Origin of the sequence: Streptomyces sp. ERV7 (genome assembly GCF_001653515.1) — a bacterium.
Classification (GTDB): domain Bacteria; phylum Actinomycetota; class Actinomycetes; order Streptomycetales; family Streptomycetaceae; genus Streptomyces.
This window is the reverse complement of the sequence record NZ_LYOY01000029.1, coordinates 349,069-373,959: the sequence shown is the minus strand read 5'-3', so window position 1 is coordinate 373,959 and position 24,891 is coordinate 349,069. Positions and strand designations below refer to the sequence as shown.

At 71.2% G+C, this 24,891-nt stretch carries 23 protein-coding genes and 2 pseudogenes; 15 read left to right on the top strand and 10 right to left on the bottom strand.

The genetic code is table 11. The features are described from left to right. Positions 1-4 precede the first annotated feature (4 nt). The 4 genes and pseudogenes from A8W25_RS07980 to A8W25_RS07965 all read right to left on the bottom strand — a co-directional run bounded on the left by A8W25_RS07980 (position 5) and on the right by A8W25_RS07965 (position 4,518). Positions 5-1,654, bottom strand: coding sequence for an alkaline phosphatase D family protein (locus A8W25_RS07980; RefSeq protein ID WP_067158099.1), 1,650 nt, complete (start codon positions 1,652-1,654; stop codon positions 5-7). A 128-nt stretch (positions 1,655-1,782) separates the two neighbouring features. After that, the gene (locus tag A8W25_RS07975) at positions 1,783-2,595 is read right to left on the bottom strand and encodes a thioredoxin domain-containing protein (RefSeq protein WP_067158096.1); all 813 of its coding nucleotides are present in this window, start codon (positions 2,593-2,595) and stop codon (positions 1,783-1,785) included. Positions 2,596-2,714: 119 nt separating this feature from the next. Then, positions 2,715-3,101 (bottom strand): annotated as a pseudogene (locus tag A8W25_RS07970) (hypothetical protein); the annotation flags it as partial. Positions 3,102-3,156: 55 nt separating this feature from the next. Continuing rightward, the gene (locus A8W25_RS07965) at positions 3,157-4,518 is read right to left on the bottom strand and encodes a DUF2252 domain-containing protein (protein ID WP_067158093.1); all 1,362 of its coding nucleotides are present in this window, start codon (positions 4,516-4,518) and stop codon (positions 3,157-3,159) included. 168 nt (positions 4,519-4,686) lie between these two features. Here A8W25_RS07965 and dnaE point away from each other — a divergent pair, with 168 nt between their 5' ends. Beyond that, on the top strand, positions 4,687-8,226 hold the full coding sequence (dnaE, locus tag A8W25_RS07960) for a DNA polymerase III subunit alpha (RefSeq protein ID WP_067158090.1): 3,540 nt from the start codon (positions 4,687-4,689) through the stop codon (positions 8,224-8,226). Between the two features lie 89 nt (positions 8,227-8,315). Here dnaE and A8W25_RS34310 read toward each other — a convergent pair whose 3' ends face one another. Further along, positions 8,316-8,486, bottom strand: a complete 171-nt coding sequence (locus A8W25_RS34310) for a hypothetical protein (protein WP_199831700.1) — start codon at positions 8,484-8,486, stop codon at positions 8,316-8,318. A gap of 283 nt (positions 8,487-8,769) precedes the next feature. On the opposite strand from A8W25_RS34310, the gene A8W25_RS07955 reads away from it, so the two are divergent. The 4 genes from A8W25_RS07955 to A8W25_RS07940 all read left to right on the top strand — a co-directional run bounded on the left by A8W25_RS07955 (position 8,770) and on the right by A8W25_RS07940 (position 12,661). Beyond that, complete coding sequence (locus A8W25_RS07955; RefSeq protein ID WP_067158087.1) at positions 8,770-10,032, top strand: NYN domain-containing protein; 1,263 nt, start codon at positions 8,770-8,772, stop codon at positions 10,030-10,032. Between the two features lie 115 nt (positions 10,033-10,147). Next, the gene (locus A8W25_RS07950) at positions 10,148-11,155 is read left to right on the top strand and encodes an ABC transporter ATP-binding protein (RefSeq protein ID WP_079125891.1); all 1,008 of its coding nucleotides are present in this window, start codon (positions 10,148-10,150) and stop codon (positions 11,153-11,155) included. Positions 11,156-11,178: 23 nt separating this feature from the next. Continuing rightward, positions 11,179-11,988: an ABC transporter permease gene (locus tag A8W25_RS07945; protein WP_067160807.1), complete on the top strand. Its 810-nt coding sequence runs from the start codon at positions 11,179-11,181 to the stop codon at positions 11,986-11,988. Between the two features lie 34 nt (positions 11,989-12,022). Beyond that, positions 12,023-12,661, top strand: coding sequence for a hypothetical protein (locus A8W25_RS07940; protein WP_067158081.1), 639 nt, complete (start codon positions 12,023-12,025; stop codon positions 12,659-12,661). Between the two features lie 5 nt (positions 12,662-12,666). Here the strand turns inward: A8W25_RS07940 and ybaK are convergent. From ybaK to A8W25_RS07920, 4 genes and pseudogenes are all read right to left on the bottom strand, one after another. Then, positions 12,667-13,086: pseudogene (gene ybaK / locus A8W25_RS32075) on the bottom strand (Cys-tRNA(Pro) deacylase); the annotation flags it as partial. A 26-nt stretch (positions 13,087-13,112) separates the two neighbouring features. Beyond that, on the bottom strand, positions 13,113-13,877 hold the full coding sequence (locus A8W25_RS07930) for an LON peptidase substrate-binding domain-containing protein (protein ID WP_067158075.1): 765 nt from the start codon (positions 13,875-13,877) through the stop codon (positions 13,113-13,115). A 5-nt stretch (positions 13,878-13,882) separates the two neighbouring features. Further along, positions 13,883-15,046, bottom strand: a complete 1,164-nt coding sequence (locus A8W25_RS07925; RefSeq protein ID WP_234386327.1) for a hypothetical protein — start codon at positions 15,044-15,046, stop codon at positions 13,883-13,885. Between the two features lie 96 nt (positions 15,047-15,142). Then, complete coding sequence (locus tag A8W25_RS07920) at positions 15,143-16,744, bottom strand: oxidoreductase (protein ID WP_067158069.1); 1,602 nt, start codon at positions 16,742-16,744, stop codon at positions 15,143-15,145. Between the two features lie 169 nt (positions 16,745-16,913). On the opposite strand from A8W25_RS07920, the gene hisD reads away from it, so the two are divergent. Genes hisD through hisF form a run of 8 tightly spaced genes read left to right on the top strand, consistent with a single transcriptional unit; the run spans position 16,914 to position 22,681 of the window. Continuing rightward, the gene (gene hisD / locus A8W25_RS07915; RefSeq protein ID WP_067158066.1) at positions 16,914-18,245 is read left to right on the top strand and encodes a histidinol dehydrogenase; all 1,332 of its coding nucleotides are present in this window, start codon (positions 16,914-16,916) and stop codon (positions 18,243-18,245) included. Then, positions 18,242-19,363: a histidinol-phosphate transaminase gene (locus tag A8W25_RS07910; protein WP_420708422.1), complete on the top strand. Its 1,122-nt coding sequence runs from the start codon at positions 18,242-18,244 to the stop codon at positions 19,361-19,363. The genes hisD and A8W25_RS07910 overlap by 4 nt, the downstream gene beginning before the upstream one ends. Next, on the top strand, positions 19,360-19,953 hold the full coding sequence (hisB, locus tag A8W25_RS07905; RefSeq protein WP_067158063.1) for an imidazoleglycerol-phosphate dehydratase HisB: 594 nt from the start codon (positions 19,360-19,362) through the stop codon (positions 19,951-19,953). Before A8W25_RS07910 ends, hisB begins: the two co-directional genes overlap by 4 nt. Then, positions 19,950-20,114, top strand: coding sequence for a hypothetical protein (locus A8W25_RS34305; RefSeq protein WP_199831698.1), 165 nt, complete (start codon positions 19,950-19,952; stop codon positions 20,112-20,114). The genes hisB and A8W25_RS34305 overlap by 4 nt, the downstream gene beginning before the upstream one ends. Continuing rightward, positions 20,105-20,761 carry an imidazole glycerol phosphate synthase subunit HisH gene (gene hisH, locus A8W25_RS07900; protein ID WP_067158060.1) on the top strand — a complete coding sequence of 219 codons (657 nt, stop codon included), beginning with the start codon at positions 20,105-20,107 and terminating at the stop codon, positions 20,759-20,761. The genes A8W25_RS34305 and hisH overlap by 10 nt, the downstream gene beginning before the upstream one ends. Then, complete coding sequence (gene priA, locus A8W25_RS07895) at positions 20,761-21,513, top strand: bifunctional 1-(5-phosphoribosyl)-5-((5-phosphoribosylamino)methylideneamino)imidazole-4-carboxamide isomerase/phosphoribosylanthranilate isomerase PriA (RefSeq protein WP_067158057.1); 753 nt, start codon at positions 20,761-20,763, stop codon at positions 21,511-21,513. The genes hisH and priA overlap by 1 nt, the downstream gene beginning before the upstream one ends. Then, entirely contained in the window at positions 21,510-21,929 is a 420-nt protein-coding gene (locus A8W25_RS07890; protein WP_067158054.1) for a RidA family protein, read from the top strand. The genes priA and A8W25_RS07890 overlap by 4 nt, the downstream gene beginning before the upstream one ends. Beyond that, positions 21,926-22,681 carry an imidazole glycerol phosphate synthase subunit HisF gene (hisF, locus tag A8W25_RS07885; RefSeq protein ID WP_067158052.1) on the top strand — a complete coding sequence of 252 codons (756 nt, stop codon included), beginning with the start codon at positions 21,926-21,928 and terminating at the stop codon, positions 22,679-22,681. Before A8W25_RS07890 ends, hisF begins: the two co-directional genes overlap by 4 nt. Positions 22,682-22,834: 153 nt before the next feature. On the opposite strand, the gene A8W25_RS07880 is transcribed toward hisF, so the two are convergent. Further along, positions 22,835-23,437: a TetR/AcrR family transcriptional regulator gene (locus tag A8W25_RS07880; protein ID WP_067158049.1), complete on the bottom strand. Its 603-nt coding sequence runs from the start codon at positions 23,435-23,437 to the stop codon at positions 22,835-22,837. Between the two features lie 626 nt (positions 23,438-24,063). Here A8W25_RS07880 and A8W25_RS07875 point away from each other — a divergent pair. Then, complete coding sequence (locus A8W25_RS07875; protein WP_158942457.1) at positions 24,064-24,453, top strand: VOC family protein; 390 nt, start codon at positions 24,064-24,066, stop codon at positions 24,451-24,453. Positions 24,454-24,461: 8 nt separating this feature from the next. Further along, on the top strand, positions 24,462-24,842 hold the full coding sequence (locus A8W25_RS07870) for a VOC family protein (protein ID WP_067158043.1): 381 nt from the start codon (positions 24,462-24,464) through the stop codon (positions 24,840-24,842). Positions 24,843-24,891 lie beyond the last annotated feature (49 nt).

The following is a 24,891-nucleotide window of genomic DNA, read 5'->3' as shown; positions in this document are numbered from 1 at the left end:
CGGATCAGACCACCGGCGAGTAGACCCGCTCGGCCTTCTGGCTGCCGTTGAGCGTCCGGTACGAGCGGGTCCACGAGGACGTGGCGTCCTGCTTCCGCTTGTCGGACACCACGTAGTAGTCCATCTGGGAGCGCTTGGCGTCGACGTCCAGGACGCCGTAGCCGTGCGAGTCCATGTCGACCCACTTCACATGGCGGTTGGCGGCCTTGATGGCGGCCGCCGCGACCAGGGACACGGTGTGCGGGGCGACGTGGAGCATCTCGTCCAGGTTGTCGGAGGTCACTGAGGTCACCACGAACTCGGTGCCCGCCGACTTCGACAGCGGGTAGGTGGCCGCCTTCACCGGTACGTCGTTGGCCCACGCCATGTGGATGTCGCCGGTGAGGAAGACCGTGTTCTTGATGCCGTTGTCCACCAGGTGGCCCAGCAGCTCGCGGCGGTCGTCCGTGTAGCCGTCCCACTGGTCGACGTTGATGGCGATGCCCTCCTTGGGCAGGCCCAGCAACTCCGCCAGCGGCGCGGTCAGTTCGGCCGGCAGTGCGCCGAAGGCGACCGGCGAGATCATCACCGAGGTGCCGACCAGCTGCCAGGCGGCGCCGGAGGCGGAGAGCCCCGACTTGAGCCAGTCCAGCTGGGCGCGGCCGGTGAGGGTGCGCTCCGGGTCGTCCACCTTGCCGCTGCCCACGCTCGCCTGCTGGGAGCGGAAGGAGCGCAGGTCGAGCAGGTGCAGATCGGCCAGCTTGCCGTAGCGGATCCGCCGGTAGGTCGTGCCCGCGATGGAGGGGCGGACCGGCATCCACTCGAAGTACGCCTGCTTGGCGGCCGACACGCGCGCCGCCCAGTCGCCCTCGGTGCCGGGCGTGTGGTTCTCGGCACCGCCCGACCAGGCGTCGTTGGCGAACTCGTGGTCGTCCCAGATCGCGATCACCGGGTGCGCGTGGTGCATCGCCTGGAGGTCGGTGTCCGTCTTGTACTTGCCGTGCCGGGTGCGGTAGTCGGCCAGGTTCAGGATCTCGTGGGCCGGCTCGTGCTGCCGTACGACGTACTTCGCCTCCGGGTAGGCACCCGAGGCGTACTCGTAGATGTAGTCACCCAGGTGCAGCACCGCGTCCAGGTCGGACCGTGCGGCGAGATGACGGTAGGCGGAGAAGTAGCCCGACTCCCAGTTGGAGCAGGAGACCACGCCGAAGCGGACGTTGGCGGCCGCCGCGTCCGTGGCGGGGGCGGTAAGCGTCCTGGCGGCGGGGGAGAGCACGCCGCCCGCGGCGAACCGGTACCAGTACGCGGTCGCCGGGCGCAGGCCGCGCACATCGGCCTTGACGGTGTGGTCGGAGGAGGCCGTCGCGGTGGTCCTGCCCTGGGCCACGATCCGCGAGAAGCCCTTGTCCTCGGCTATCTCCCAGGTGACTTCGGTGTCCGGGCCCTTGCCGGAGCCGGGCACCGCGTCGGGAGCGGGGGTGACCCGGGTCCACAGCAGGATGCCGTCGGGCAGCGGGTCGCCGGAGGCGACGCCGTGCAGGAAGGCGGGGGCCGGCGCGGACTCCGCGGCGGCGGCGGTCGCACCGGCCAGCAGGGGCGCGGCGACGACGGCGGTGGCGGCAGCGGCCTTGACGACCGTGCGGCGGGTGGGGGTTGAGGTGAATCGACTGGTCACAGCCGCACACCTTACTGATGAGTAGAGCGAACGGGCAGACTCGCGGCAGATGTTTGTCCGCCCGTTCGCTCGCGGCCACCTGAGCGCGCGTCAGCGTTCGGGGCCGTGGGAGGGTCTCCGGACCCCCGTCAGCCCTTCAGGGCCTTGTCGATGGCCGCGGTGAACGCCGCCGGGTCCTGCGGGGCGTTCTCGCTGTTCGCGCCGGTGATCTTCTTGCCGTCCATCTTCAGGGTCGGCGTGGCCGTCACACCGCTGTCGTCGAACTTCTTCGACATGGTGAGCGCCCACTTGTCGAACGTGCCGTCCTGCACGTCCTTCTGGAACTTGGCGTTGCCCTTGAGCGCCGGGACCGAGTCGGCGACCTGGAGCAGGTAGTCGTCCTTGGCGAACTTGTCGCTGGTCTCGGCCGGGTGCCACTTGGCGGAGTAGAGCTGCGCCTTGTACTCCATGAACGCCTCGGGGCTCACGTTGAGCGCGGCGCCCAGCGCGCTGAGCGCGTTCTTGGAGCCGGTGCCCGGGCTGCCGTTGTCGATGAAGGTGGCGCCGATGAACTGGACCTTGTACTTGCCGGCGTCGACGTCCTTCTTGACCGTGGAGCCGACCTGCTGCTCGAAGACCGAGCAGACGGGGCAGCGCGCGTCCTCGTACATCTCCAGGGTCTTCTTGGCCGTCGGCTTGCCGATGACGACCGTGGTGCCGTCTTCGCCCGTGGTGTTGGCGGGCTTGACCAGCGCCTTGTCCTTGGCCGCGTCCCATGCGCCGGGCTTGTTGGCCTGCATGACCGCGTAGCCCACGCCGCCGGCTATCGCGAGGACGCCGACGATCGAGGCGGCGACGACCACCTGGCGGCGCACCTTGTCCTTCTTGGCCTGGCGCTCGCGCTCCAGTCGCAGCCGGTCACGGGCGGCTGCCTTGTTGGCCTGGCTGTTGCGCTTACTCATGATCGTTTTCTCCGTGTGGCAGGTAGGGCAGGTGAGAAAGTGCCGGGGGCCCGTGCGACCGGGCCACTGTGCTCGGCGGGGCCGTCGCTCAGACGGCGGTGAGCAGTGCGGGGCGGGGCGGCCCCCGCCGTCCCACGGAGTGCACGAGCGACGCCGGGCAGCTCGGTGCCCACGCTCCCGCCGCACAGCACGTCCACGCCCACCGCCCGCAGCGCGCCCGCCACCGGGCCGCCGGAGGGCCCGTAGCAGACGTGCTGGCCGGTCGAGAGGACGGTGTCGGCGGCCAGCTCCAGCGGGACGAGCAGTCCGGCGATCGACCAGAAGCCGCGCTCCCGGCCCGCCAGCGCGTACGCGATCAGGAACACGGCGCCGGCCGCCCCGGCGACCAGCGGCACCGGCAGCGGGACGCGGGAGAGCAGGACGTGGGACGCGCTGGAGAGCGCCACGACGAGCGCCGTGAAAAGCGCCGCGCGTGCCGCTCTGAGCCGGGTCCCTGATACGTCCATCGCTGCTGAAGTCTGCCACGGCCCGCTGTCGGCGCGGCCTAAGAATTCCGTGAGACTAGAGACCCGGAATCCGACCGTTACGGAACAGGTCCACGAAGATCTGGTGGTCCGCCCGGGCCTGTGCGCCGTAGCTGTGGGCGAAGTCCACGAGGAGGTCCGCGAAGCCCTCCTCGTCGGCCGCGATCGCCGCGTCTATGGCCCGCTCGGTGGAGAACGGCACCAGCGCGGCGTGTTCGGCGGGGCCGGTGTCGCCATCCGCCGCCGCGTGCATGGTCGCGGTGGCGCGGCCCAGGTCCGCGACGACCGCCGCGATCTGCTCCGGGTCGTCGATGTCCGACCAGTCCAGGTCCACCGCGTACGGCGACACCTCGGCGACCAGCTGGCCCGCCCCGTCCAGCTCGGTCCAGCCCAGCCACGGGTCGGCGGCGTCCTGGAGGGCGCGCTGCGAGATCACCGTGCGGTGGCCCTCGTGCTGGAAGTAGCCGCGCACCGCCGGGTCGGTGACATGGCGGGAGACCGCCGGGGTCTGCGCCTGCTTCATGTAGATCACGACGTCGTTCTCCAGCGCGTCGCTGTGGCCCTCCAGAAGGATGTTGTACGACGGCAGACCGGCCGATCCGATCCCGATGCCGCGCCGCCCGACGACGTCCTTGACCCGGTAGGAGTCGGGCCGCAGCAGGCTGGAGTCCGGCAGGGTCTCCAGATAGCCGTCGAAGGCGGCCAGGACCTTGTAGCGGGTGGCCGCGTCCAGCTCGATCGAGCCGTCGCCCTCGGTGAAGCGGCGCTCGTACTCGCGGATCTCGGTCATCGAGTCGAGCAGCGAGAAGCGCGTACGCGCGCGTGCCGAGCGCAGCGCTCCGAGCAGCGGCCCGTCGGCCGTGTCCAGGGTGAAGGAGGGCACCTCGTCCTCCTTGGCGCCCGCGGCCAGCGCGTGGATCCGCTCGCGGTAGGCGGCGGCGTAGGTCCGCACCAGCTCGGTGATCTGCTCGTCGCTGAGCGCCTTGGCATGGCCGATCAGGGCCAGCGAGGCGGCGAAGCGCTTGAGGTCCCAGGTGAAGGGGCCCACGTACGCCTCGTCGAAGTCGTTCACGTTGAAGATCAGCCGGCCGTTGGCGTCCATGTACGTGCCGAAGTTCTCGGCGTGCAGATCGCCGTGGATCCAGACCCGGCCGGTCTGCTCGTCCAGGTAGGGACCGCCGGCTATGTTCCCGTCACCGCGCCCGGCGTCCCCCTGGTCCAGGTCCGCGTAGAACAGGCAGGCCGTGCCCCGGTAGAAGGCGAACGCGGAGGCCGCCATCTTGCGGAACTTGACCCGGAACGCGGCCGGGTCGGCGGCCAGGAGCTCGCCGAAGGCGGTGCCGAAGACGGAGAGGATCTGCTCGCCGCGCTCATCGGCGGTGTGCTGCGGGACCGACATCGCCGGGTGCCTCCTGGTGCGTACGTGCGGGTGGTGATGCACAACAAATGGGACGGGTGATTCCGCCCCTTCCAACGCGTGACCGTACCCCGGAGTGCCCGGCGACTGTCAGTCCGGCGTCGTAGACTTCCCGGTTGTCCCCCTCTCCCCGCCCTGGAGGCCCACGCCGTGTCCAAGCCGCCGTTCACGCACCTTCACGTACACACCCAGTACTCGCTGCTGGACGGTGCCGCGCGGCTCAAGGACATGTTCGACGCGTGCAACGAGATGGGCATGACGCACATCGCGATGTCCGACCACGGCAACCTGCACGGGGCCTACGACTTCTTCCACACGGCGAAGAAGGCGGGCGTCACGCCGATCATCGGCATCGAGGCGTACGTGGCCCCCGAGTCCCGCCGCAACAAGCGCAAGATCCAGTGGGGCCAGCCGCACCAGAAGCGCGACGACGTGTCCGGTTCGGGTGGTTATACGCACAAGACGATCTGGGCGGCGAACGCGACGGGCCTGCACAACCTCTTCCGCCTCTCCTCCGACGCGTACGCGGAGGGCTGGCTGACGAAGTGGCCCCGGATGGACAAGGAGACCATCTCCAAGTGGTCGGAGGGCCTGATCGCCTCCACCGGCTGCCCCTCCGGAGAGCTCCAGACCCGGCTGCGCCTGGGGCAGTACGAGGAGGCCCGCCAGGCCGCCTCCGACTACCAGGACATCTTCGGCAAGGACCGGTACTTCCTGGAGCTGATGGACCACGGCATCGACATCGAGCGCCGGGTCCGCGACGACCTCCTGAAGATCGGCAAGGAGCTGGGCATCCCGCCCCTGGTCACCAACGACTCGCACTACACGTACGCGCACGAGGCGACCGCGCACGACGCCCTGCTGTGCATCCAGACCGGCAAGAACCTCTCGGACCCCGACCGCTTCAGGTTCGACGGCACCGGCTACTACCTGAAGTCGACCGACGAGATGTACGCGATCGACGCCTCGGACGCCTGGCAGCAGGGCTGCGCCAACACCGCCCTGGTCGCCGAGCAGATCGACGTCAGCGGCATGTTCGAGGCCAAGAACCTCATGCCGAAGTTCGACATCCCCGAGGGGTACACCGAGGTCACCTGGTTCCGCGAGGAGACCCTGCGCGGCATGCACCGCCGCTTCCCGGGAGGCATCCCGGACGACCGCATGAAGCAGGCCGAGTACGAGATGGACACCATCATCTCGATGGGCTTCCCCGGCTACTTCCTCGTGGTCGCCGACTTCATCATGTGGGCCAAGAAGCAGGGCATCGCGGTCGGCCCCGGCCGCGGCTCCGCGGCCGGCTCGATCGTGGCGTACGCGATGGGCATCACCGACCTCGACCCGATCCCGCACGGGCTGATCTTCGAGCGGTTCCTCAACCCCGAGCGCGTCTCGATGCCCGATGTCGACATCGACTTCGACGAGCGCCGGCGCGTCGAGGTGATCAGGTATGTGACGGAGAAGTACGGCGCCGACAAGGTCGCCATGATCGGCACCTACGGCAAGATCAAGGCCAAGAACGCGATCAAGGACTCCGCGCGCGTCCTCGGCTACCCGTACGCGATGGGCGACCGGCTCACCAAGGCGATGCCCGCCGATGTCCTCGGCAAGGGCATCGACCTCAACGGCATCACCGACCCCAAGCACCCGCGCTACAGCGAGGCGGGCGAGATCCGGGGGATGTACGAGAACGAGCCGGACGTCAAGAAGGTCATCGACACCGCCAAGGGCGTCGAGGGCCTGGTCCGGCAGATGGGTGTGCACGCCGCCGGCGTGATCATGTCCAGCGAGACCATTACCGAGCATGTGCCGGTGTGGGTGCGCCACACCGACGGGGTGACCATCACCCAGTGGGACTACCCGAGCTGTGAGTCGCTCGGCCTGCTGAAGATGGACTTCCTCGGGCTGCGCAACCTGACGATCATGGACGACGCCGTCAAGATGGTGAAGTCCAACAAGGGCATCGACATCGACCTGCTCGGGCTGCCGCTCGACGACCCGATGACCTTCGAGCTGCTCCAGCGCGGCGACACCCTCGGTGTCTTCCAGTTCGACGGCGGGCCCATGCGGTCCCTGCTGCGGCTGATGAAGCCCGACAACTTCGAAGACATCTCCGCCGTGTCCGCGCTCTACCGCCCGGGCCCGATGGGCATGAACTCGCACACGAACTACGCGCTGCGCAAGAACAAGCAGCAGGAGATCACCCCGATCCACCCCGAGCTGGAGAAGCCGCTCGAAGAGGTCCTGGCGGTCACCTACGGCCTGATCGTCTACCAGGAGCAGGTCCAGAAGGCCGCCCAGATCATCGCCGGGTACTCGCTGGGCGAGGCCGACATCCTCCGCCGCGTCATGGGCAAGAAGAAGCCCGACGAGCTGGCGAAGAACTTCACCATCTTCCAGTCCGGCGCCCGCAAGAACGGCTACAGCGACGAGGCCATCCAGAAGCTGTGGGACGTGCTGGTCCCGTTCGCCGGCTACGCCTTCAACAAGGCCCACTCCGCCGCGTACGGCCTCGTCTCGTACTGGACCGCCTACCTCAAGGCCAACCACCCCGCCGAGTACATGGCGGCCCTGCTGACCTCGGTCAAGGACGACAAGGACAAGTCGGCGGTCTATCTCAACGAGTGCCGCCGCATGGGCATCAAGGTGCTGCCGCCCAACGTCAACGAGTCCGAGTCCAACTTCTCGGCGCAGGGTGACGACGTGATCCTGTTCGGCCTGACCGCCGTGCGCAACGTCGGTCAGAACGTGGTGGACTCGATCATCAAGTGCCGCAAGGCGAAGGGGAAGTACACCTCGTTCCCCGACTTCCTCGACAAGGTCGAGGCGGTCGTCTGCAACAAGCGGACCGTCGAGTCGCTGATCAAGGCCGGCGCCTTCGACGAGATGAAGCACACCCGCAAGGGCCTCACCGCACAGTTCGAGCCGATGATCGACAACGTGGTGCAGGTCAAGCGCAAGGAGGCCGAGGGGCAGTTCGACCTCTTCGGCGGGATGGGCGAGGCCGACTCCGACGAGCCGGGCTTCGGCCTGGACGTCGAGTTCTCCGACGTCGAGTGGGAGAAGGCCTATCTGCTCGCCCAGGAGCGGGAGATGCTCGGTCTGTATGTGTCGGACCACCCGCTCTTCGGTCTGGAGCACGTGCTCTCCGACAAGAGCGACTCCTCGATCCAGCAGCTCACCGGAGGTGAGCACGGGGACGGCGCGGTCGTGACGATCGGCGGCATCATCTCGGGCCTCCAGCGCAAGATGACCAAGCAGGGCAACGCCTGGGCGATCGCCACCGTCGAGGACCTGGCCGGCTCCATCGAGTGCATGTTCTTCCCCGCGACCTACCAGCTGGTCTCCACCCAGCTCGTCGAGGACACGGTGGTGTTCGTCAAGGGCCGGCTCGACAAGCGCGAGGACATCCCGCGCCTGGTCGCGATGGAGCTGATGGTCCCGGACCTGTCGTCGGCGGGGACCAACGCACCCGTGGTGCTCACCATCCCGACGGTGAAGGTGACCCCGCCGATGGTCAGCCGGCTGGGCGAGATTCTCGGCCACCACAAGGGCAACACCGAGGTGCGCATCAAGCTCCAGGGGCCGCGTACGACCACGGTGCTGCGGCTCGACCGGCACCGGGTCCAGCCGGACCCGGCCCTCTTCGGTGATCTGAAGGTGCTGCTCGGCCCGTCCTGTCTGGCGGGCTGACCCGGAGTAGGGCTTTTATTTTATACGGAGGGGGCGCGTCCAATAAGGGCGCGCCCCGTCCGTATTTGTGCCTGGTGCGTATGCGGTTATCAGTTGTGGCCGAAGCGGCGCTGGTGCTTACGGGCAACATCCGCGGGGCTGCCCTGTGCCTGGGCCTGCGGCTGGGCCTGCGCCTCCATCGCGGAGCTCTGCGCCTGCTGCTGACCGCGCTCCGCCTGGGAAGCCTGCTTCTCCTTGCGGTTCTGCTTGTTCTTGGCCATGGGGGATGCCTCCTGGGGGGACTAGGGGCCAGGGCCGCTGTCAGCCTCACATGTCCCGGTAAAAGGCGCATTTCGGATCATTACCATGCGTAGTCATCCGTAAGGGAAGCGCGAGGTACGGCTTCGCCACGCCGATGATCGAGTTCCGGCCGTTAACCCTCGCAGGGTCGGGCAGACTCGAAGGAAACCCGAAGTACGTTCCCTGATCTCTCGATCTCCTGCACTCTTATCTCTCTGATCTCCTTTGCCTCTGATCTTTTGATTTTCAAGGTTCTGAAAGAGGGTGGAACGCGTGGACCGCTGCGTCGTCCTTGTGGATGCGGGTTACTTGTTGGGCGCGGCCGCGAGCCTTCTGGCCGGAGAGCCTGCCCGTTCACGGATCACCGTCGACCATGCCGCCCTGATCCAGGCGCTGCGCGAGCGGGCGGAGGCCGACACCGAGCAGCCGCTGCTGCGGATCTACTGGTTCGACGGCGCCCCCGACCGGGTGCCCCAGCCGGAACACCGCAGGTTGCGGGTGATGTCACGGGTGACGGTCCGGCTGGGCGCACTGACCCGGAGCGACGGGCGGTGGGCCCAGAAGGGCGTCGACGCGGCGATGCACGCCGAGCTCACCGAGTTGGCCAGAAATCGCGCCTGCTCCGATGTCGTCCTGGTGACCGGGGACGGCGATCTGCTGCCCGGACTGATGTCGGCCAAGGAGCACGGGGTCGCCGTGCACCTGTGGGCCGTCCAGGCCGCCGACGGCGACTACAACCAGTCCGAGGACCTGGTGGCCGAGGCCGACGAGCGGCGGGTGCTCGACCGGGCCTGGATCACCAAGGCGGTCCGGGTCAAGGAACTCAGCACCATCTACGCCCCGGCCGCCGCCCCCCGCCCGGAGATCGCCGCCATCCTCTCCGCCCCGCTGCCCGAGTCGGCGCTGGCCGCCTCCGCCGAGCGGGCCGCCGAGGCCCAGGCCGCGGCCGTACGGAACGGGACGGCGCAGCCCGCGGCGGCCGTCGGCAACGGCACGGCGGTCGCCCCCGGGCCCGGCACCACGGTCAAGGGCGTGCCCACCCCCAAGGACCTGGCGGGCCTGCGCGCGCCCGGCACCCAGGCCCCCTCGCCGCACGCCCCGCACGCGACCCTGCGCTGGTCCTCCGACAAAGGCTGGGTCGAGCGCCCCGGCTCCACCCTCGGTGAGTCCCCGGAGACCGCATCGCTGCCCACCCTCGCCCAGCTGACCAGCGCGGAGCAGCGCTGGGCGGACCGCGAGGAGGACATCACCACGGTCGGCGGCGACCCGTACGAGGTGGGGCAGGTCTTCGCGCGCCGCTGGATGGAGCGGCTGCCGGAGACCGCCCACGTAACGAAGCTGTCCACCATGTACCCGCGCATCCCGCACCGCATCGACGGCGAACTGCTGCGGTACGCGGCGCGGTTCGGGCTGCTCGCCCACAAGGACGACCAGATCGACGAGCACGACCGGTACGCGATCCGGGCGGGGTTCTGGCGGGAGATCGATGTCAGGGCGGCGGCGGAGCGGGCCCCTGTCGGGGACTGAGGGGGGTCCGGGGCGCCTCTGCCGGCGGTGTGCGGTCGCGGTGGTCGTTCGGCGAACGGAACAAACCGGGGTCCGGGGACGGAGCGGCGCCACCGACCCCGTAGGCTCGTTGTCCGTGAGTACCGGCACAGCAGGGGCGCGGGCCGGCACCGTTTGCGCGGTGCGGGGCCTCACCAAGACGTACCCCGCCGCACGCGGACGGCGCGGCTCGGCCGGTACGCCCGAGATCAGGGCCACCGACGGGATCGACCTCGACGTGGGCCGCGGTGAGATCTTCGGCCTGCTCGGGCCCAACGGCGCGGGCAAGTCGACCCTGGTGCGCCAGCTCACCGGGCTGATGCGGCCGGACTCCGGCAGCGTCGACGTGCTCGGCCACGATCTGGTGCGCCACCCCGAGCGGGCCGCCCGGCTGATCGGCTACCTCGGGCAGGAGTCCACCGCCCTGGACGAGCTGACCGTCTCGCTCGCCGCCGAGACCACCGGCCGGCTGCGCGGGCTCACCGCCCGCGACGCACGGGCCGAGCGCGACGCCGTGCTGGAGGAGCTCGGGCTGACCGGGCTCGCCGGGCGGCCGCTCAAGAAGCTCTCCGGCGGACAGCGGCGGCTCGCCTGCTTCGCCGCGGCCCTCGTCGGCGACCGGCCCGTGCTGGTCCTCGACGAGCCGACCACCGGTATGGACCCGGTGGCCCGGCGGGCCGTCTGGGCCGCCGTGGACCGCCGCCGGGCCGAGCGCGGCGCGACCGTGCTGCTGGTCACCCACAACGTCATCGAGGCCGAGACCGTGCTCGACCGGGTCGCCGTCCTCGACCGCGGCAAGGTCATCGCCTGCGACACCCCGGCGGGCCTGAAGGAACGGGTCGCCTCCGAGGTCCGGGTCGAGCTGGTGTGGCGCGAGCGGGCGCCCGTCGAGCTGCCCGAGGTCGCGGCGCTGCGCGCGGACGCGCAGGAGTCCGGGCGGCGCTGGGTGCTGCGGCTCGGCCCCGACGCCGCGCGCGCCGCCGTCGCGGCGGTCACCGGCGGGCCCGCTTTCGCCGCCCTCGACGACTTCACCCTGGCCACGCCGAGCCTGGAAGACGTCTACCTCGCCCTCGGCGGCCGCATGGAAGGTCTGGTGAAGGCGTGAGCGCGATTCCCCTGGAGGTCTCCGTGGAGGCGCCCCCGGAGACGGTCGCCGCCCCGGCGGGACCGGCGGGGGCAGCCGCGCCGCTCGCGCCCCGGGCACGGCTGCTGCCCGCCCTCTCGGCCGTCTACCGGGCCCAGCTCTCCCGGGCCAAGGTGGCCCGTATCCCGCTGCTGTTCGTGGCGACCTTCCAGTCGATCGGGATCATGGTCCTGATGCGGGGGGTGGTGGACGGCGGCAGCGAGGCGCGGGCCGTGGTCGCCGGGTCGAGCGTCCTGGTGGTCGCCTTCGTCGCGCTCAACCTGCTCGCGCAGTACTTCGGGCAGCTGCGGGCGGGCGGCGGTCTCGACCACTACGCGACGCTGCCCGTGCCGCCCGCGTCCGTGGTGCTCGGCGCGGCGGCGGCGTACGCCTCCTTCACGGTGCCGGGCACGCTGGTCACGGCGGTCACCGGCTGCGTCCTCTTCGGGCTCCCGCTGGCGCACCTGTGGGTGCTCGCCGCGGTCATCCCGCTGGCGGGCGCCGCGCTCGCCGGGCTCGGCGCGGCCCTCGGGCTGCTGGCCCCGCGCCAGGAACTGGCCACCCTGCTCGGCCAGTTGGGCATGTCGGCGGCGCTGCTGCTCGGCGTCCTGCCGGCCGACCGGCTGCCCGGACCGATCGCGTACGCACGTGATCTGCTGCCTTCCACGTACGGGGTGGAGGCCTTCGCGCGCAGCTTCGGCGGGCACCCCGACTGGGCCGTCATCGGGCTCGACCTCGCGGTCTGCGCGGCCGTCGGGGTCGTCTCGCTGCTCGCGGCGACGTGGGCGTACCGGCGGGCGGCGGTCTCCCGGTGAGGCGCCGCACAGAAGCGCCTGGCACGATGGCGGGGTGACCGCACCTCTGACGCCGCCTCACCAGCCCGCACCGGACGACGACGCCTGGCAGGACTCCGAGCACCCCCGTTCCGGGCCGGGTGCCGAGGGCCCCTACGCCCTGGCGAGCGAGGAGGGGACCGCGATGAGGGCGGAGCTGCGGGACGCCGTGGTCGCTGCGGTCGCGGTGGCGGTGACGGGCGTGCTGCTCGGGCTGCTGTGGGTGTGGCTGGCGCCGCGGGTGCCGCTCATCTCCGACGACAAGGCCGTCTTCCTGAAGGACACGGAGGGCGAGGAGGCGATCGGGGCGGACGGAACGTTCATCCTGCTCGCGCTGGGGTTCGGCGTGGTGTGCGCGGCCGTCGTCTTCCTGCTGCGCAAGCGGGGCGGCATCCCGCTGGTGGTCGGGCTCGCGGCGGGCGCGCTGCTCGGTTCCTGGCTGGCGATGGAGCTGGGGGAGTGGCTGGGGCCGACGGACGACGTGGTCGCGGCGGCGCGGGCGGCGGGCAAGGGGGTCGTCTTCGACGCGCCGCTGAAGCTGAACGCGCAGGGGGCGTTGTTGGCGTGGCCGCTGGCGGCGATGGGTACGCACCTGGGGTTGACGGCGCTGTTCGCTCCGCGAGACCCGGAGCCGTGGCCGCCCACGGACCTTTGAGCCCCCAGGCCCCGCCTCCCCGCCGAGACACAGATCGTGGCGTGCGAGGACGCCGACTCGTCCAGCACCGTGCGCAGCCGGCGGCGCTGGCCCAGGGGCGAGATGCCGCCCCGGACGTAGCCCGTGGTCCGCTCCGCCGCCGCCGGGTCCGCCATCGCCGCCCGCTTGCCCCCGACCGCCGCCGCCAGCGCCTTCAGGTCGAGCGAGCCGGCGACCGGGACCACCGCCACGGTCAGCTCGCCGTCGACGTCCGCCACCAGCGTCTTGAAGACCCGGTCGGGGGAGACGCCCAGGGCCTGGGCCGCCTCCTCCCCGTACGACGCGGAGGACGGGTCGTGCTCGTACGCGTGCACCGTGAACCGGGCCCCCGCCGCCGTCAGCGCCACCGTCGCCGGGGTGCCCCCGGCCGCCTTCTTCTTCGCCAACGAACCGTTTCCTTAGCTGAGTCGCGTCAGTTGGGGCTGGTGGGGGAGCGGGTGAGGTCCACCGCCGGGAGGGACGGGAGGTGGCGGATCACCGCCGTCTCCGCGCGCAGCAGCTTCAGCTCCTCCCGCAGCCGCGTCGCCGTGTCCGGCGCCTGGAGCAGCCGCTGCTTCGCCGGGACGTCGAGCACCGCTGCCGCCGCCACCAGGTAGGAGACCACCGAGGGCTCGTCAGGCAGCTCGGCCGAACCGGTCACCGACCGCTCCCGGGCCCCCGCCAGCCGCTTCTGGTACGCCCGGAACGCCCGCAGCACGCCCTCCGCCAGCGCCCCGGCCTCCTCGCCCGGCTCCTCGGGCAGCTCCTCCAGCTCGGCCGTCAGATAGGGGCCGCTCGCGTCGACCGAGAGCAGCTTCACCCGGGTCGTGCCGGTCGCCAGGACCTCGAAGCTGCCGTCCGCGCGCTCCCGGATCGTCGCCGCGTCCGCGATACACCCCACCTGGTGGAACGCCTGGATCGGGTCGGGGCCGAACCCGGCCGCCGGGCCCTTCTCCGGGATCGCGGTCTGGTCGGGCATCCCGGGGCCGGTCGGCGCGACCTCCCGGCCGTCGCGGATCGCGACCACGGCGAACCGGCGCGGCTCGTCGTCGTCGGAGTCGGCACCGGAGTCCGGGCCGGACTTCAGCAGATCGCGCATCATGGCGCGATAGCGCTCCTCGAACACGTTCAGCGGCAGGACGAGGCCGGGGAACAGGACCGAGTTGAGCGGAAAGAGGGGGAGGCGAGCGGTGGTCACAACGCTCAAGCGTAATGGTCGCCGGACCTGCTGCGTCCGGGCTTCCCGAGGGCGCTCGCGCCGGGGAGCCCGGCGGCCCTGCCGGGGGCCTTCGCGGGCGGCCGTCCCGGGCCGTCCGGGGGCCCGGCGGGGATGTCCGCAGGACCCCGTTCGCGCCCGGGCGAGACGCGCGCGGCCGCCTGTCGGCGCACCTCGTCGCGCAGCTCGGTGAACCGGCCCAGCGGGTCGTCGTCGAGCCGCGCCCAGGGGAAGGCCGTGGCGTAGGGCCCGATCCGGCGGAACTGCTCCAGGGCCTCCTCCCACCGCTCCCGTACGACCAGGACGTACGCCAGCAGATTGCGCACCTCGGCGGGCCACGGGTCGCCCGGCTCGTACGCGGCGGAGAGCGCGATGGCGAGGTCCGCCGCCGCGTCGATCCGGTCGCGGAACAGCTCCTGCGGGCTCTGCCGGCCGGTCGGCGCTCCGGCGGTGCCCGCGGCCAGGCAGGCGAACGCGGCCCGTACCGGCAGCGCCTGCACCAGCGAGCCGGGCAGGGCGTCCGCCGCGGCCTCCTCGGCGAAGCCGAAGCACTCCCGGTGCGAGCCGTACCACTGCGCCGAGAGGTACTGCAGCGCGGCCACATGGCAGCCGTAGTGGTGCGAGGAGCGGCCGACCGCCTCCGCCCACAGCGACTCGAAGAGGGTGTGCGGCGCATGGGTGCCGCGCGCGTGGTCGAGCGCGATGCGCCACGGCACCGGGTCCGCGGGCTCGGCCGAGGCCGCCGCGTCGATCAGCGGCGCGATCTCGCGCAGCAGCTCCGCGCGGGCGGGCGAGCCCCACGCCCGTACGATCGCCAGCTCCGCCTTGACGAGCAGCGCGTCCGGGTCCCGGGGCGCGGCGGCCAGCCAGTCGGCGAGCCAGTCCGGTCGGCTGACCGCGAAGGCCGCGAGCCGCATGGTGTAGCGGTCGCGGTTCTCCCACTCGGCCGACTCCCGGGTGGTGGCGAGGAGTTCGGCCGCGCCCGCGTACTCGCCCCGGGCGGCGGACACGAGCGCGGGGCCGAGCCGCCCGTCGGGCGCGTCGAGGAGCAGATCCTCGTCCGCCGGGAGGTCGGCGGCGGGGTGCGGGGTGTGCCTGACCGCGCGGACGGCACGGAGCAGGGCGCGTACGAATGACATGGTGCGAACCATTCAAAACCGCAGGTGGGAGCTCCGCCAGTGGTGTGCGGTGAAGAGTCTGTGGCGGCCGTGACGGTTGTACGGGCGCAGGTCAAGGACCGGCAAATTTCAGCCACGCCGCAGCAGTCGTGAGGCGCCCGCGGCCACGGTCGTGGCCAGGATCCAGCCGAGCACGATCAGCACCGCCGAGACCCACTGCCAGCTGCCGTGCAGCTTCCAGTAGCCGTCCTGGCCCAGATTGATCACCGGGACGAGCAGATCGAGGGCGTAGAGCGAGGCGTTCCAGTCCGGGTGCTCGTCCGCCTTGATCGGCTGCGGGTCGTAGTGCGAGAACGCCAGCGCGCCCATCGCCCACAGCACCGCCATCCACAGCGCCGCCCGGCCCGGCCGGTAGCCGTAGGCCACCGTGACGTCCTGGAGCACGCCCCACAGCTTCCCCGCCGGCGGCAGGGTCTCGCGGCGCCGGCGCTGCTTGGCGAGCAGCACCTCGCGCGCGTCCGCGTCCTCGCCGCTGTTGCGCAGGACGCCGGCGAGCCGCTCGTACGGCTCCGGCGCGTACTCCGGAGTCGCCGCCGCCACCCACTCCAGCCGTCTGGTCAGCGGGAACAGACCGCGCGGGATCAGGTTGTCGTAGCTGAAGCCGCCCATCGCGAGCCCGCCGGGCCCCGGCCAGCTGGTCGACATGTCGACCAGGTTCACCACCCGGGCGCCGGAGAGCACCACCCGGCCCCGCTCCGGCCGCTCCCCGAGGAAGCGCAGCTCCGGGGTCTGCACCCGGCGCAGCGACACCTCCTGGTAGTCCCGCATCACGAAGCGCGCGCTCTGGAAGTCGACGGCGTCCCCGAACCGGCCGTCGTCCAGGCGCAGCCCGCCCTCGCAGACGAACGGCTGGACGCGGGTGCCCCGGGCCGGAGTGCCCGTGTAGTTCGTCCCGTACGGCGGGGTGGTGGTCTCGGTGGCGCCGGGCGAGACGGCCGCCGCCGTCATATAGAGCGTGCGCTCCACGGTCAGCTGCGGCGCGTTCAGCGCGCGCCGCCCCTCCGGGTTCACCAGCCGGCTGCCGCGCAGGCTCAGCGTCACCCCGACGTTCGCCGCGCGCAGGCTCACCTCCCCGTACGACTCGATCAGCTCGGCCTGGAGGTCCTGGGCGACCGAGAGGCCGTCGGCGGCGATCGAGCGGCCCTTGCGGTCGGCCCGGATCACGGCCTCGTTGAGCAGCAGATCGGTGCCGATATGGGCGTCGGTGAGCCGGATGCCGCGGGCGATCCGGCAGCGCGGCAGATGCAGATCGCCCTCGGTCTGCAGCCGGGCCGCCTCGATCCGGGGGATCGCGCAGTTCACCATCCGCACGGTGGTGACCCGGCACTCCGGCATCAGCACCTCGCCCTCGAAGCGGCAGTTGTTCAGCTCCACGTACGGCGTGACCGTGCCGCCCGACAGATTGAGCGTCCCGGTGATCTGCACCCCGTTCAGCTTCAGCGCCGCGACCCGGCCCGGCAGCGCGGGCGGCCCGCTGAGCAGCAGCAGTGCCACCGCCCGGGCCTTCACATAGCGCTCCGGCCCCCAAACGCGCCCGGAGAACGGGTCGTCCCGCACCCGGTTGCGGGTGCGCAGGTCGTAGGTGCTGCCGTTGCGGAAGGCCTCCCACATCCCCAGCTCCACCGGACTGAACCAGTCCGGCGCCACAGCGACATCCGGCGCCTCGGTCACGGCCGTCCCCCTGTCCCCTGCTCGCTCCGCGCACGCGTGTGCGGACGTACATGCGTGTGTAACGGAGTGAACGCTAGTGGTCACGGCCCGGGTGCGGGACGGGCGGGATACGTATCAGCCAGTGATACGGGCGTCCGGTGGCGCGATGTGGTCTGAGAGAATTGGTTCCGTGATCTCTCGAATCGATCTGCGCGGCAACGCCCTCCCCGAGGGGGGCGCCCTGCGCGACCTGCTGCCCCGTGCCGAGTTCGACGTGGAAGCCGCCCTGGAGAAGGTGCGGCCCATCTGCGAGGACGTGCATCATCGTGGCACGGCGGCGCTGATCGACTACGCGGAGAAGTTCGACGGAGTGACCCTGGAGCGGATCCGGGTGCCCGCCGAGGCGCTCACCGAGGCCCTGGAGAAGCTCGACCCGCAGGTCAGGGCGGCCCTTGAGGAGTCCATCCGGCGCGCCAGGATCGTCCACCGCGCCCAGCGCCGCAGCGAGCACACCACCCAGGTGGTCCCCGGCGGTACGGTCACCGAGAAGTGGGTGCCGGTCGAGCGCGTGGGCCTCTACGCGCCGGGCGGCCGGTCGGTGTACCCGTCGTCCGTGGTCATGAACGTGGTCCCGGCGCAGGAGGCGGGCGTCGAGTCCATCGCGCTGGCGTCTCCGCCGCAGCGGGAGTTCGGCGGTCTGCCGCACCCGACGATCCTCGCCGCGTGCGCGCTGCTCGGCGTCGACGAGGTGTACGCGGTGGGCGGCGCCCAGGCCGTCGCGATGTTCGCGTACGGCACCTCCGGGCCCGACGCGTGTGCGCCCGCGAACATGGTGACCGGCCCCGGCAACATCTGGGTCGCCGCCGCCAAGCGCTACTTCACGGGCCGCATCGGCATCGACACCGAGGCCGGTCCGACCGAGATCGCCGTGCTCGCCGACGAGACCGCCGACCCGGCGCACATCGCCGCCGACCTGATCAGCCAGGCCGAGCACGACCCGATGGCGGCCGCCGTCCTGGTCACCGACTGCGCGGCGCTGGCCGACGCGGTCGAGCGCGAGCTGGAGCCGCAGGTCGCGGCCACCAAGCACGTCGAGGACCGGATCAAGCCCGCGCTGGCCGGCAGGCAGTCCGCGATCGTGCTGGTCGACGGCCTGGAGCAGGGCCTCAAGGTGGTCGACGCGTACGGCGCCGAGCACCTGGAGATCCAGACCGCCGACGCCGCCGCCGTGGCCGGCCGGGTCCGCAACGCGGGCGCGATCTTCGTCGGCCCGTGGTCGCCGGTCTCCCTCGGCGACTACTGCGCGGGCTCCAACCACGTGCTGCCCACCGGCGGCTGCGCCTGCCACTCCTCGGGCCTGTCGGTCCAGTCCTTCCTCAAGGGCATCCACATCGTCGACTACAGCCGGGACGCCCTGGCCGAGGTCGCCCACCACGTGGTCACCCTCGCGGAGGCCGAGGACCTGCCCGCGCACGGCGCCGCGCTCAAGGCGAGGTTCGGATGGAAGGTGCCGGGCCAGTGACCGACGGCAAGGGTCTGACCCTGGACGACCTGCCCGTACGCGACGAGCTGCGCGGCAAGTCCCCCTACGGCGCGCCCCAGCTGGACGTGCCGGTCCAGCTCAACACCAACGAGAACCCGTACCCGCTGCCCGAGCCGCTGGTGGCGCGGATCGCCGAGCGGGTCGCCGAGGCCGCGCGCGGCCTCAACCGCTACCCCGACCGGGACGCGGTGGAGCTGCGCACCGAGCTCGCCCGCTACCTCTCCCGGACCGGCGGGCACCCGGTCGCCACCGAGAACGTCTGGGCGGCCAACGGCTCCAACGAGGTCATCCAGCAGCTGCTGCAGACCTTCGGCGGCCCGGGCCGCACCGCGATCGGCTTCGAGCCCTCGTACTCGATGCACGGCCTCATCGCGCGCGGCACCGGCACCGGCTGGATCTCCGGGCCGCGCAACGAGGACTTCACCATCGACGTGGCGGCCGCCGAGAAGGCGATCGCCGAGAACCGTCCCGACGTCGTCTTCATCACCTCGCCCAACAACCCCACCGGCACGGCGGTCGAGGCCGAAACGGTCCTCGCGCTCTACGAGGCCGCCCAGGCCGCCAAGCCGTCCCTGGTGGTCGTCGACGAGGCGTACGTCGAGTTCAGCCACCGCGACTCGCTGCTGCCGCTCATCGAGGGCCGCCCCCACCTGGTCGTGTCGCGGACCATGTCCAAGGCCTTCGGCGCGGCCGGGCTGCGCCTCGGCTACCTCGCCGCCCACCCGGCGGTGGTCGACGCGGTCCAGCTCGTACGGCTGCCGTACCACCTCTCCGCGGTCACCCAGGCGACCGCGCTCGCCGCCCTGGAGCACACCGACACGCTGCTCGGCTATGTCGAGCAGCTCAAGCGGGAGCGGGACCGGCTGGTCACCGAGCTGCGGACGGCCGGGTACGAGGTGACCGAGTCGGACGCCAACTTCGTCCAGTTCGGCCGCTTCGAGGACTCCCACACCGCCTGGCAGCGGATCCTCGACCGGGGCGTCCTGGTCCGTGACAACGGGGTGCCCGGGTGGCTGCGCGTCACCGCCGGCACCCCCACCGAGAACGACGCGTTCCTGGACGCGGTCCGTCAACTCAAGAAGGAGCAGAGAGCATGAGCCGCGTCGGCCGTGTCGAACGCACCACCAAGGAGACGTCCGTCCTCGTCGAGATCGACCTCGACGGGACCGGAAAGGTCGATGTGTCGACGGGAGTCGGCTTCTACGACCACATGCTCGACCAGCTCGGCCGCCACGGCCTCTTCGACCTCACGGTCAAGACCGACGGCGACCTGCACATCGACTCGCACCACACCATCGAGGACACCGCCCTCGCGCTCGGCGCCGCCTTCAAGCAGGCGCTCGGCGACAAGGTCGGCATCTACCGCTTCGGCAACTGCACGGTCCCCCTCGACGAGTCCCTCGCCCAGGTGACCGTGGACCTCTCCGGCCGCCCGTACCTCGTGCACACCGAGCCCGAGAACATGGCGCCGATGATCGGCGAGTACGACACCACGATGACCCGGCACATCCTGGAGTCCTTCGTGGCGCAGGCGCAGATCGCCCTGCACGTCCACGTCCCGTACGGGCGCAACGCGCACCACATCGTGGAGTGCCAGTTCAAGGCGCTGGCGCGGGCACTGCGTTACGCCTCCGAGCACGACCCGCGTGCCGCGGGCATCCTTCCTTCGACCAAGGGCGCGCTGTGAACGGCCTCAACTCCATCCTGATCGTCCTCGGCCTCTTCCTCGCGGGCGGCGTCTACTCCTTCATCAAGCAGGACATGTCCAAGAGCCTGGTCACGCTGCTCGCGATCAGCTCGGCGCTGTGCCTGGCCGCGGGCATCCTCCGCCTGGAGGTGTGGAATTGAGCACGACCACTCCTCGTAAGAAGGTCGTGGTCTTCGACTACGGCTTCGGCAACGTGCGCTCCGCCGAGCGCGCCCTCGCCCACGTCGGCGCGGACGTCGAGATCACCCGCGACTTCGACAAGGCCATGAACGCCGACGGGCTGCTCGTGCCCGGCGTCGGGGCCTTCTCGGCCTGTATGCAGGGGCTGCGCGAGGCGCGCGGCGACTGGCTGGTGGGCCGGCGGCTCTCGGGCGGCCGCCCGGTGATGGGCATCTGCGTCGGCATGCAGATCCTCTTCGAGCGGGGCATCGAGCACGGCGTGGAGACCGAGGGCCTGGACGAGTGGCCCGGCACGGTCGAGCCGCTGAAGGCGCCGATCGTGCCGCACATGGGCTGGAACACGGTCAAGGCCCCCGAGGACAGCGAGCTGTTCGCGGGCCTGGACGCCGACGCCCGCTTCTACTTCGTGCACTCGTACGCGGTGCACGACTGGAGCCTGGACGTCACCAACCCCAGGATCCGCGCGCCCCGGGTCACCTGGGCCACCCACGGCGAGCCGTTCGTCGCCGCGGTGGAGAACGGCGCGCTGTGGGCGACCCAGTTCCACCCCGAGAAGTCCGGCGACGCCGGCGCCCAGCTGCTGACCAACTGGATCGGAACCCTGTGATGTCCGCGAAGTCCTCCGCCGAGCCGGCCCCGAAGCTCGAACTCCTGCCCGCCGTCGACGTCCGCGACGGCCAGGCCGTCCGCCTCGTCCACGGCGAGTCCGGCTCGGAGACCTCCTACGGCTCCCCGCTCCAGGCGGCCCTCGCCTGGCAGGCCTCCGGCGCCGAGTGGCTGCACCTGGTGGACCTGGACGCGGCCTTCGGCACCGGCGACAACCGCGCGCTGATCGCCGAGGTCGCGGGCGCGATGGACATCAAGGTCGAGCTGTCCGGCGGCATCCGCGACGACGCCTCCCTGGAGGCCGCGCTCGCCACCGGCTGCCGCCGCGTCAACCTGGGCACCGCGGCCCTGGAGACCCCCGAGTGGGTCGCCAAGGTCATCGCGCGGTACGGCGACAAGATCGCGGTCGGTCTGGACGTACGGGGTACGACCCTGCGCGGCCGCGGCTGGACCCGCGACGGCGGCGACCTCTACGAGACGCTGGCGCGCCTGGACTCCGAGGGCTGCGCGCGGTACGTGGTGACCGACATCGCCAAGGACGGCACGCTGACCGGCCCCAACCTGGAGCTGCTGCGCAGTGTCTGCGCGGCCACCGACAAGCCGGTGGTGGCCTCGGGCGGCGTCTCCTCGCTCGACGACCTGCGGGCGATCGCGGAGCTCGTGGGGCAGGGTGTGGAGGGCGCCATCGTGGGCAAGGCCCTGTACGCGAAGGCGTTCACCCTCGAAGAAGCCCTGGAGGCTGTGTCCCGATGAGCGACGTACGGCGTGTGCAGAGTGACAGTCCCTGGGAGGACACGATCGGCTTCGCGCGCGCCGTCGCCGCGGGCGACCATGTGCACGTCGCCGGCACCACGCCGTTCCGGGGCAAGGTGCTGTACGGCGAGGGCGATCCGTACGAGCAGGCCAAGGTGGCCTTCTCGAACGCCCTCGCCGCGCTCGCGGAGTTCGGGCTCGGGGTCGAGTCCGTGGTCCGCACCCGTATGTACCTCACCCATGCGCGGGACATCGACGAGGCGGGCAGGGCCCACAAGGAGCTCTTCGACGCCGTCCGTCCGGCGGCCACGCTGGTCATCGTGTCCGGTCTGGTCGACCCGCGGATACTGGTCGAGGTGGAAGTAGACGCTTACCGGGGCGCCCAGGGCGGCGCCCCCGAAGGAGCCACCGAATGACCCTCGCGGTCCGAGTCATCCCCTGCCTGGACGTCGACAACGGCCGGGTGGTGAAGGGGATCAACTTCCAGAACCTGCGCGACGCCGGCGACCCGGTGGAGATGGCCAAGCTGTACGACGCCGAGGGCGCGGACGAGCTGACGTTCCTGGACATCACGGCGTCCTCGGGCAACCGTGAGACGACGTACGACGTGGTGCGGCGCACCGCCGAGCAGGTCTTCATCCCGCTGACGGTGGGCGGCGGCGTCCGCTCGGCGGAGGACGTCGACAAGCTGCTGCGGGCCGGGGCGGACAAGGTGGGCGTCAACACGGCGGCGATCGAGCGCCCGGAGCTCATCCGCGAGATCGCGGAGCGCTTCGGGCGTCAGGTGCTCGTCCTGTCGGTCGACGCGCGCCGGACCGCGTCCGGCTCCTTCGAGGTCACGACCCACGGCGGGCGCCGGGGGACCGGCATCGACGCGGTGGAGTGGGCGCACCGGGCGGCGGAGCTGGGGGCGGGGGAGATCCTGCTGAACTCGATGGACGCGGACGGGACGAAGGACGGGTACGACGTCGAGATGATCGCGGCGGTCCGCCGCCACGTCACCGTCCCGGTGATCGCTTCGGGCGGCGCGGGCCGCCTGGCCGACTTCGCTCCGGCGGTGGCGGCGGGGGCGGACGCGGTGCTGGCGGCGTCGGTGTTCCACTTCGGCGATCTGCGGATCGCCGACGTGAAGGGGGCCCTGCGCGAAGCGGGCCACCCGGTGCGCTGACCCCACGCCACCAGACCCTCCGGGGGGTGGGGGGGAAGGTGGTTTCCCGGGGGCTGCACTCCCCGGACCCCGGTCGCGGGGGCTCCGCCCCCTGCACCCCGCTTCTTTTCGTCTGCGGACCGTGGGTGGCTGGTCGCGCAGTTCCCCGCGCCCCTAAGTGCCCAGGGGCGCGGGGAACGGCAGGTTCGGGTTGGGGGTGAGGATGCGGCGCAGGATGTCCTCGACCTCGCCGCGGGAGGGCGGTGTGGTGCCGGCCAGTCCTTGCAGGGTCAGGCCGTTGGTGGCCACGGCCGCGGTGCGGGCGGTGACCTCGTCGACGTACGGCCGCAGGGCATCCACGCTCAGCTCGATGAACCGGTCGGCGATCGGCCGAAGAGCAGGGCGCCGCAGCGCGGCCAGGTAGAGCTCGAACTCCATGACCTGCTGGTCACGCTGGGGCCCGAAACAGCCCATCAGGACATCGGTGAGCAGCACGGCCAGCTGGCCGGGGGAAAGGTCGGGGCGCTGGGCGACCCAGTCGGTGAGGTAGGCGGCGTAGCGGTCGACGGCGCGCTGGAGGGCGGCGGTGATGAGGTCGTCCTTGGTCGCGAAGTGGTAGGTCGTCGCCCCCAGCGGGACACCGGCCCGCTCGGCCACCGCGCGGTGGGTCAGCCCTTCGATACCTCGCTCGGCGATCACCTGCTCGGTGGCAGCGGTGATCTCCTCGACCCGCCGCTTGGGGTCATACCGCCGCTTCCCGGCGCCCTGCCCAGCCATGCCGTCTTCCTCCCAGGATCTCGCGCACTGCCGCAGAGATGTTGACTTCTGTACGAAGGTATCAGAATTGCCCCGAGTGGGCTGCCGGTGCGCATCCATCACGGGATTCGCTGATGTGAGCTCGTATTTTCTCCGTCACTCCATGCCATTCAGGCTGGTCACCCCCTGGTGGATTAGAGGCGTTTCTCCCTACTTGCCGGTACGGCTCGACAGGAGACCTGCACGAATGTACTAATTGAGGGGCGGGGTGCAGCAGCGCCCCGGGGCGGCTTGAGAAGCATCGAGACCGCCCGGCGCCCGTGGGCTTGCCGTACGCCTCGGCCCAGCGCCCAGGCCATCACGGGCTGGGCGGTACGGCCTCCTGGGCACTGCACACAGGCCGTGAGCGGCGGACCGCCGTGCGACCCCACCCCCGCAGCCCCTGTCCGTAACCAATCACGTACCCCACTTACCCCGGAGACGACCATGGCTTTCGCAGCGTGCGTCGGCGTCCGTGGCCCCGGCGCCGGCCTCGTCCTCTGCGGTCGGCCCGGCTTCGGCACCGCCCACCCGGGCGGAGTAACCATGATCGTCCACAGCCCGTCGGAGGGAAGCTCTTCATGATGAACATCGCCCCTTGTCTCGCCGTGAGTGACCCCCTGGCCACCGCGGACTTCTACAAGAAGCTCGGCTTCGGCGTGCTGGACACCGGCCCCCTCGACCCCGAACACCCGCTGCTGATCATCACCCACGACGGCAGGCCCGCCCTGATGGTCCAGGGCCAGGAGAGTCTGCGGCAGCTGCTGCCCTCCATGCCGCCGGGAATCGGCTGCTCGGGGATCCACTACTTCACCGTCGCCGACTTCGACGCCACCGTGGAGCGCATCCGCCCCCTCGTCGACGTCGTCACCGACACCGTTGCCAACCACGACCGCACCGGGCGGGAGTTCTTCTTCCGCGACCCCGACGGCTACATCCTCGGCATCTTCGGCCCCGACGACATCGACGCCTTCAAACAGCAGACCGAAAGCACCTGAGAACCGCCATGCACACACCCACCGTCTCCGCCTGCCTCGGCGTCAAAGACCTCGACGCCACCATCGGCTACTACGAGAAGCTCGGCTTCACTGCCCAGCCCGCCCCCACCGGCGCCTACATCCGCGTCCTGACCTACGGCGGCGAGTTCGCCTTCATGCTCCAGCAGGCCGACCTGCTCGGCATCTGGCTGCCGCCCCTGAAGGACACCCCCACCGGCTGCTGCGGCATGCACTACCTCGCCGTCGACAACTTCGACACCTGGACCGAGGAACACGCCGCCCACATCGACGTGGTCAAGGGCCCCGTCGACGCCGGCGGACACCAGGCCCTCTACTTCCGCGACCTCAACGGCTACCTCATCGGCGTCACCCCAAAGACCCAGCACTGACCACCGGGACACCCCGGACGACCCACCACCCCTCACACAGTAAGGAGCC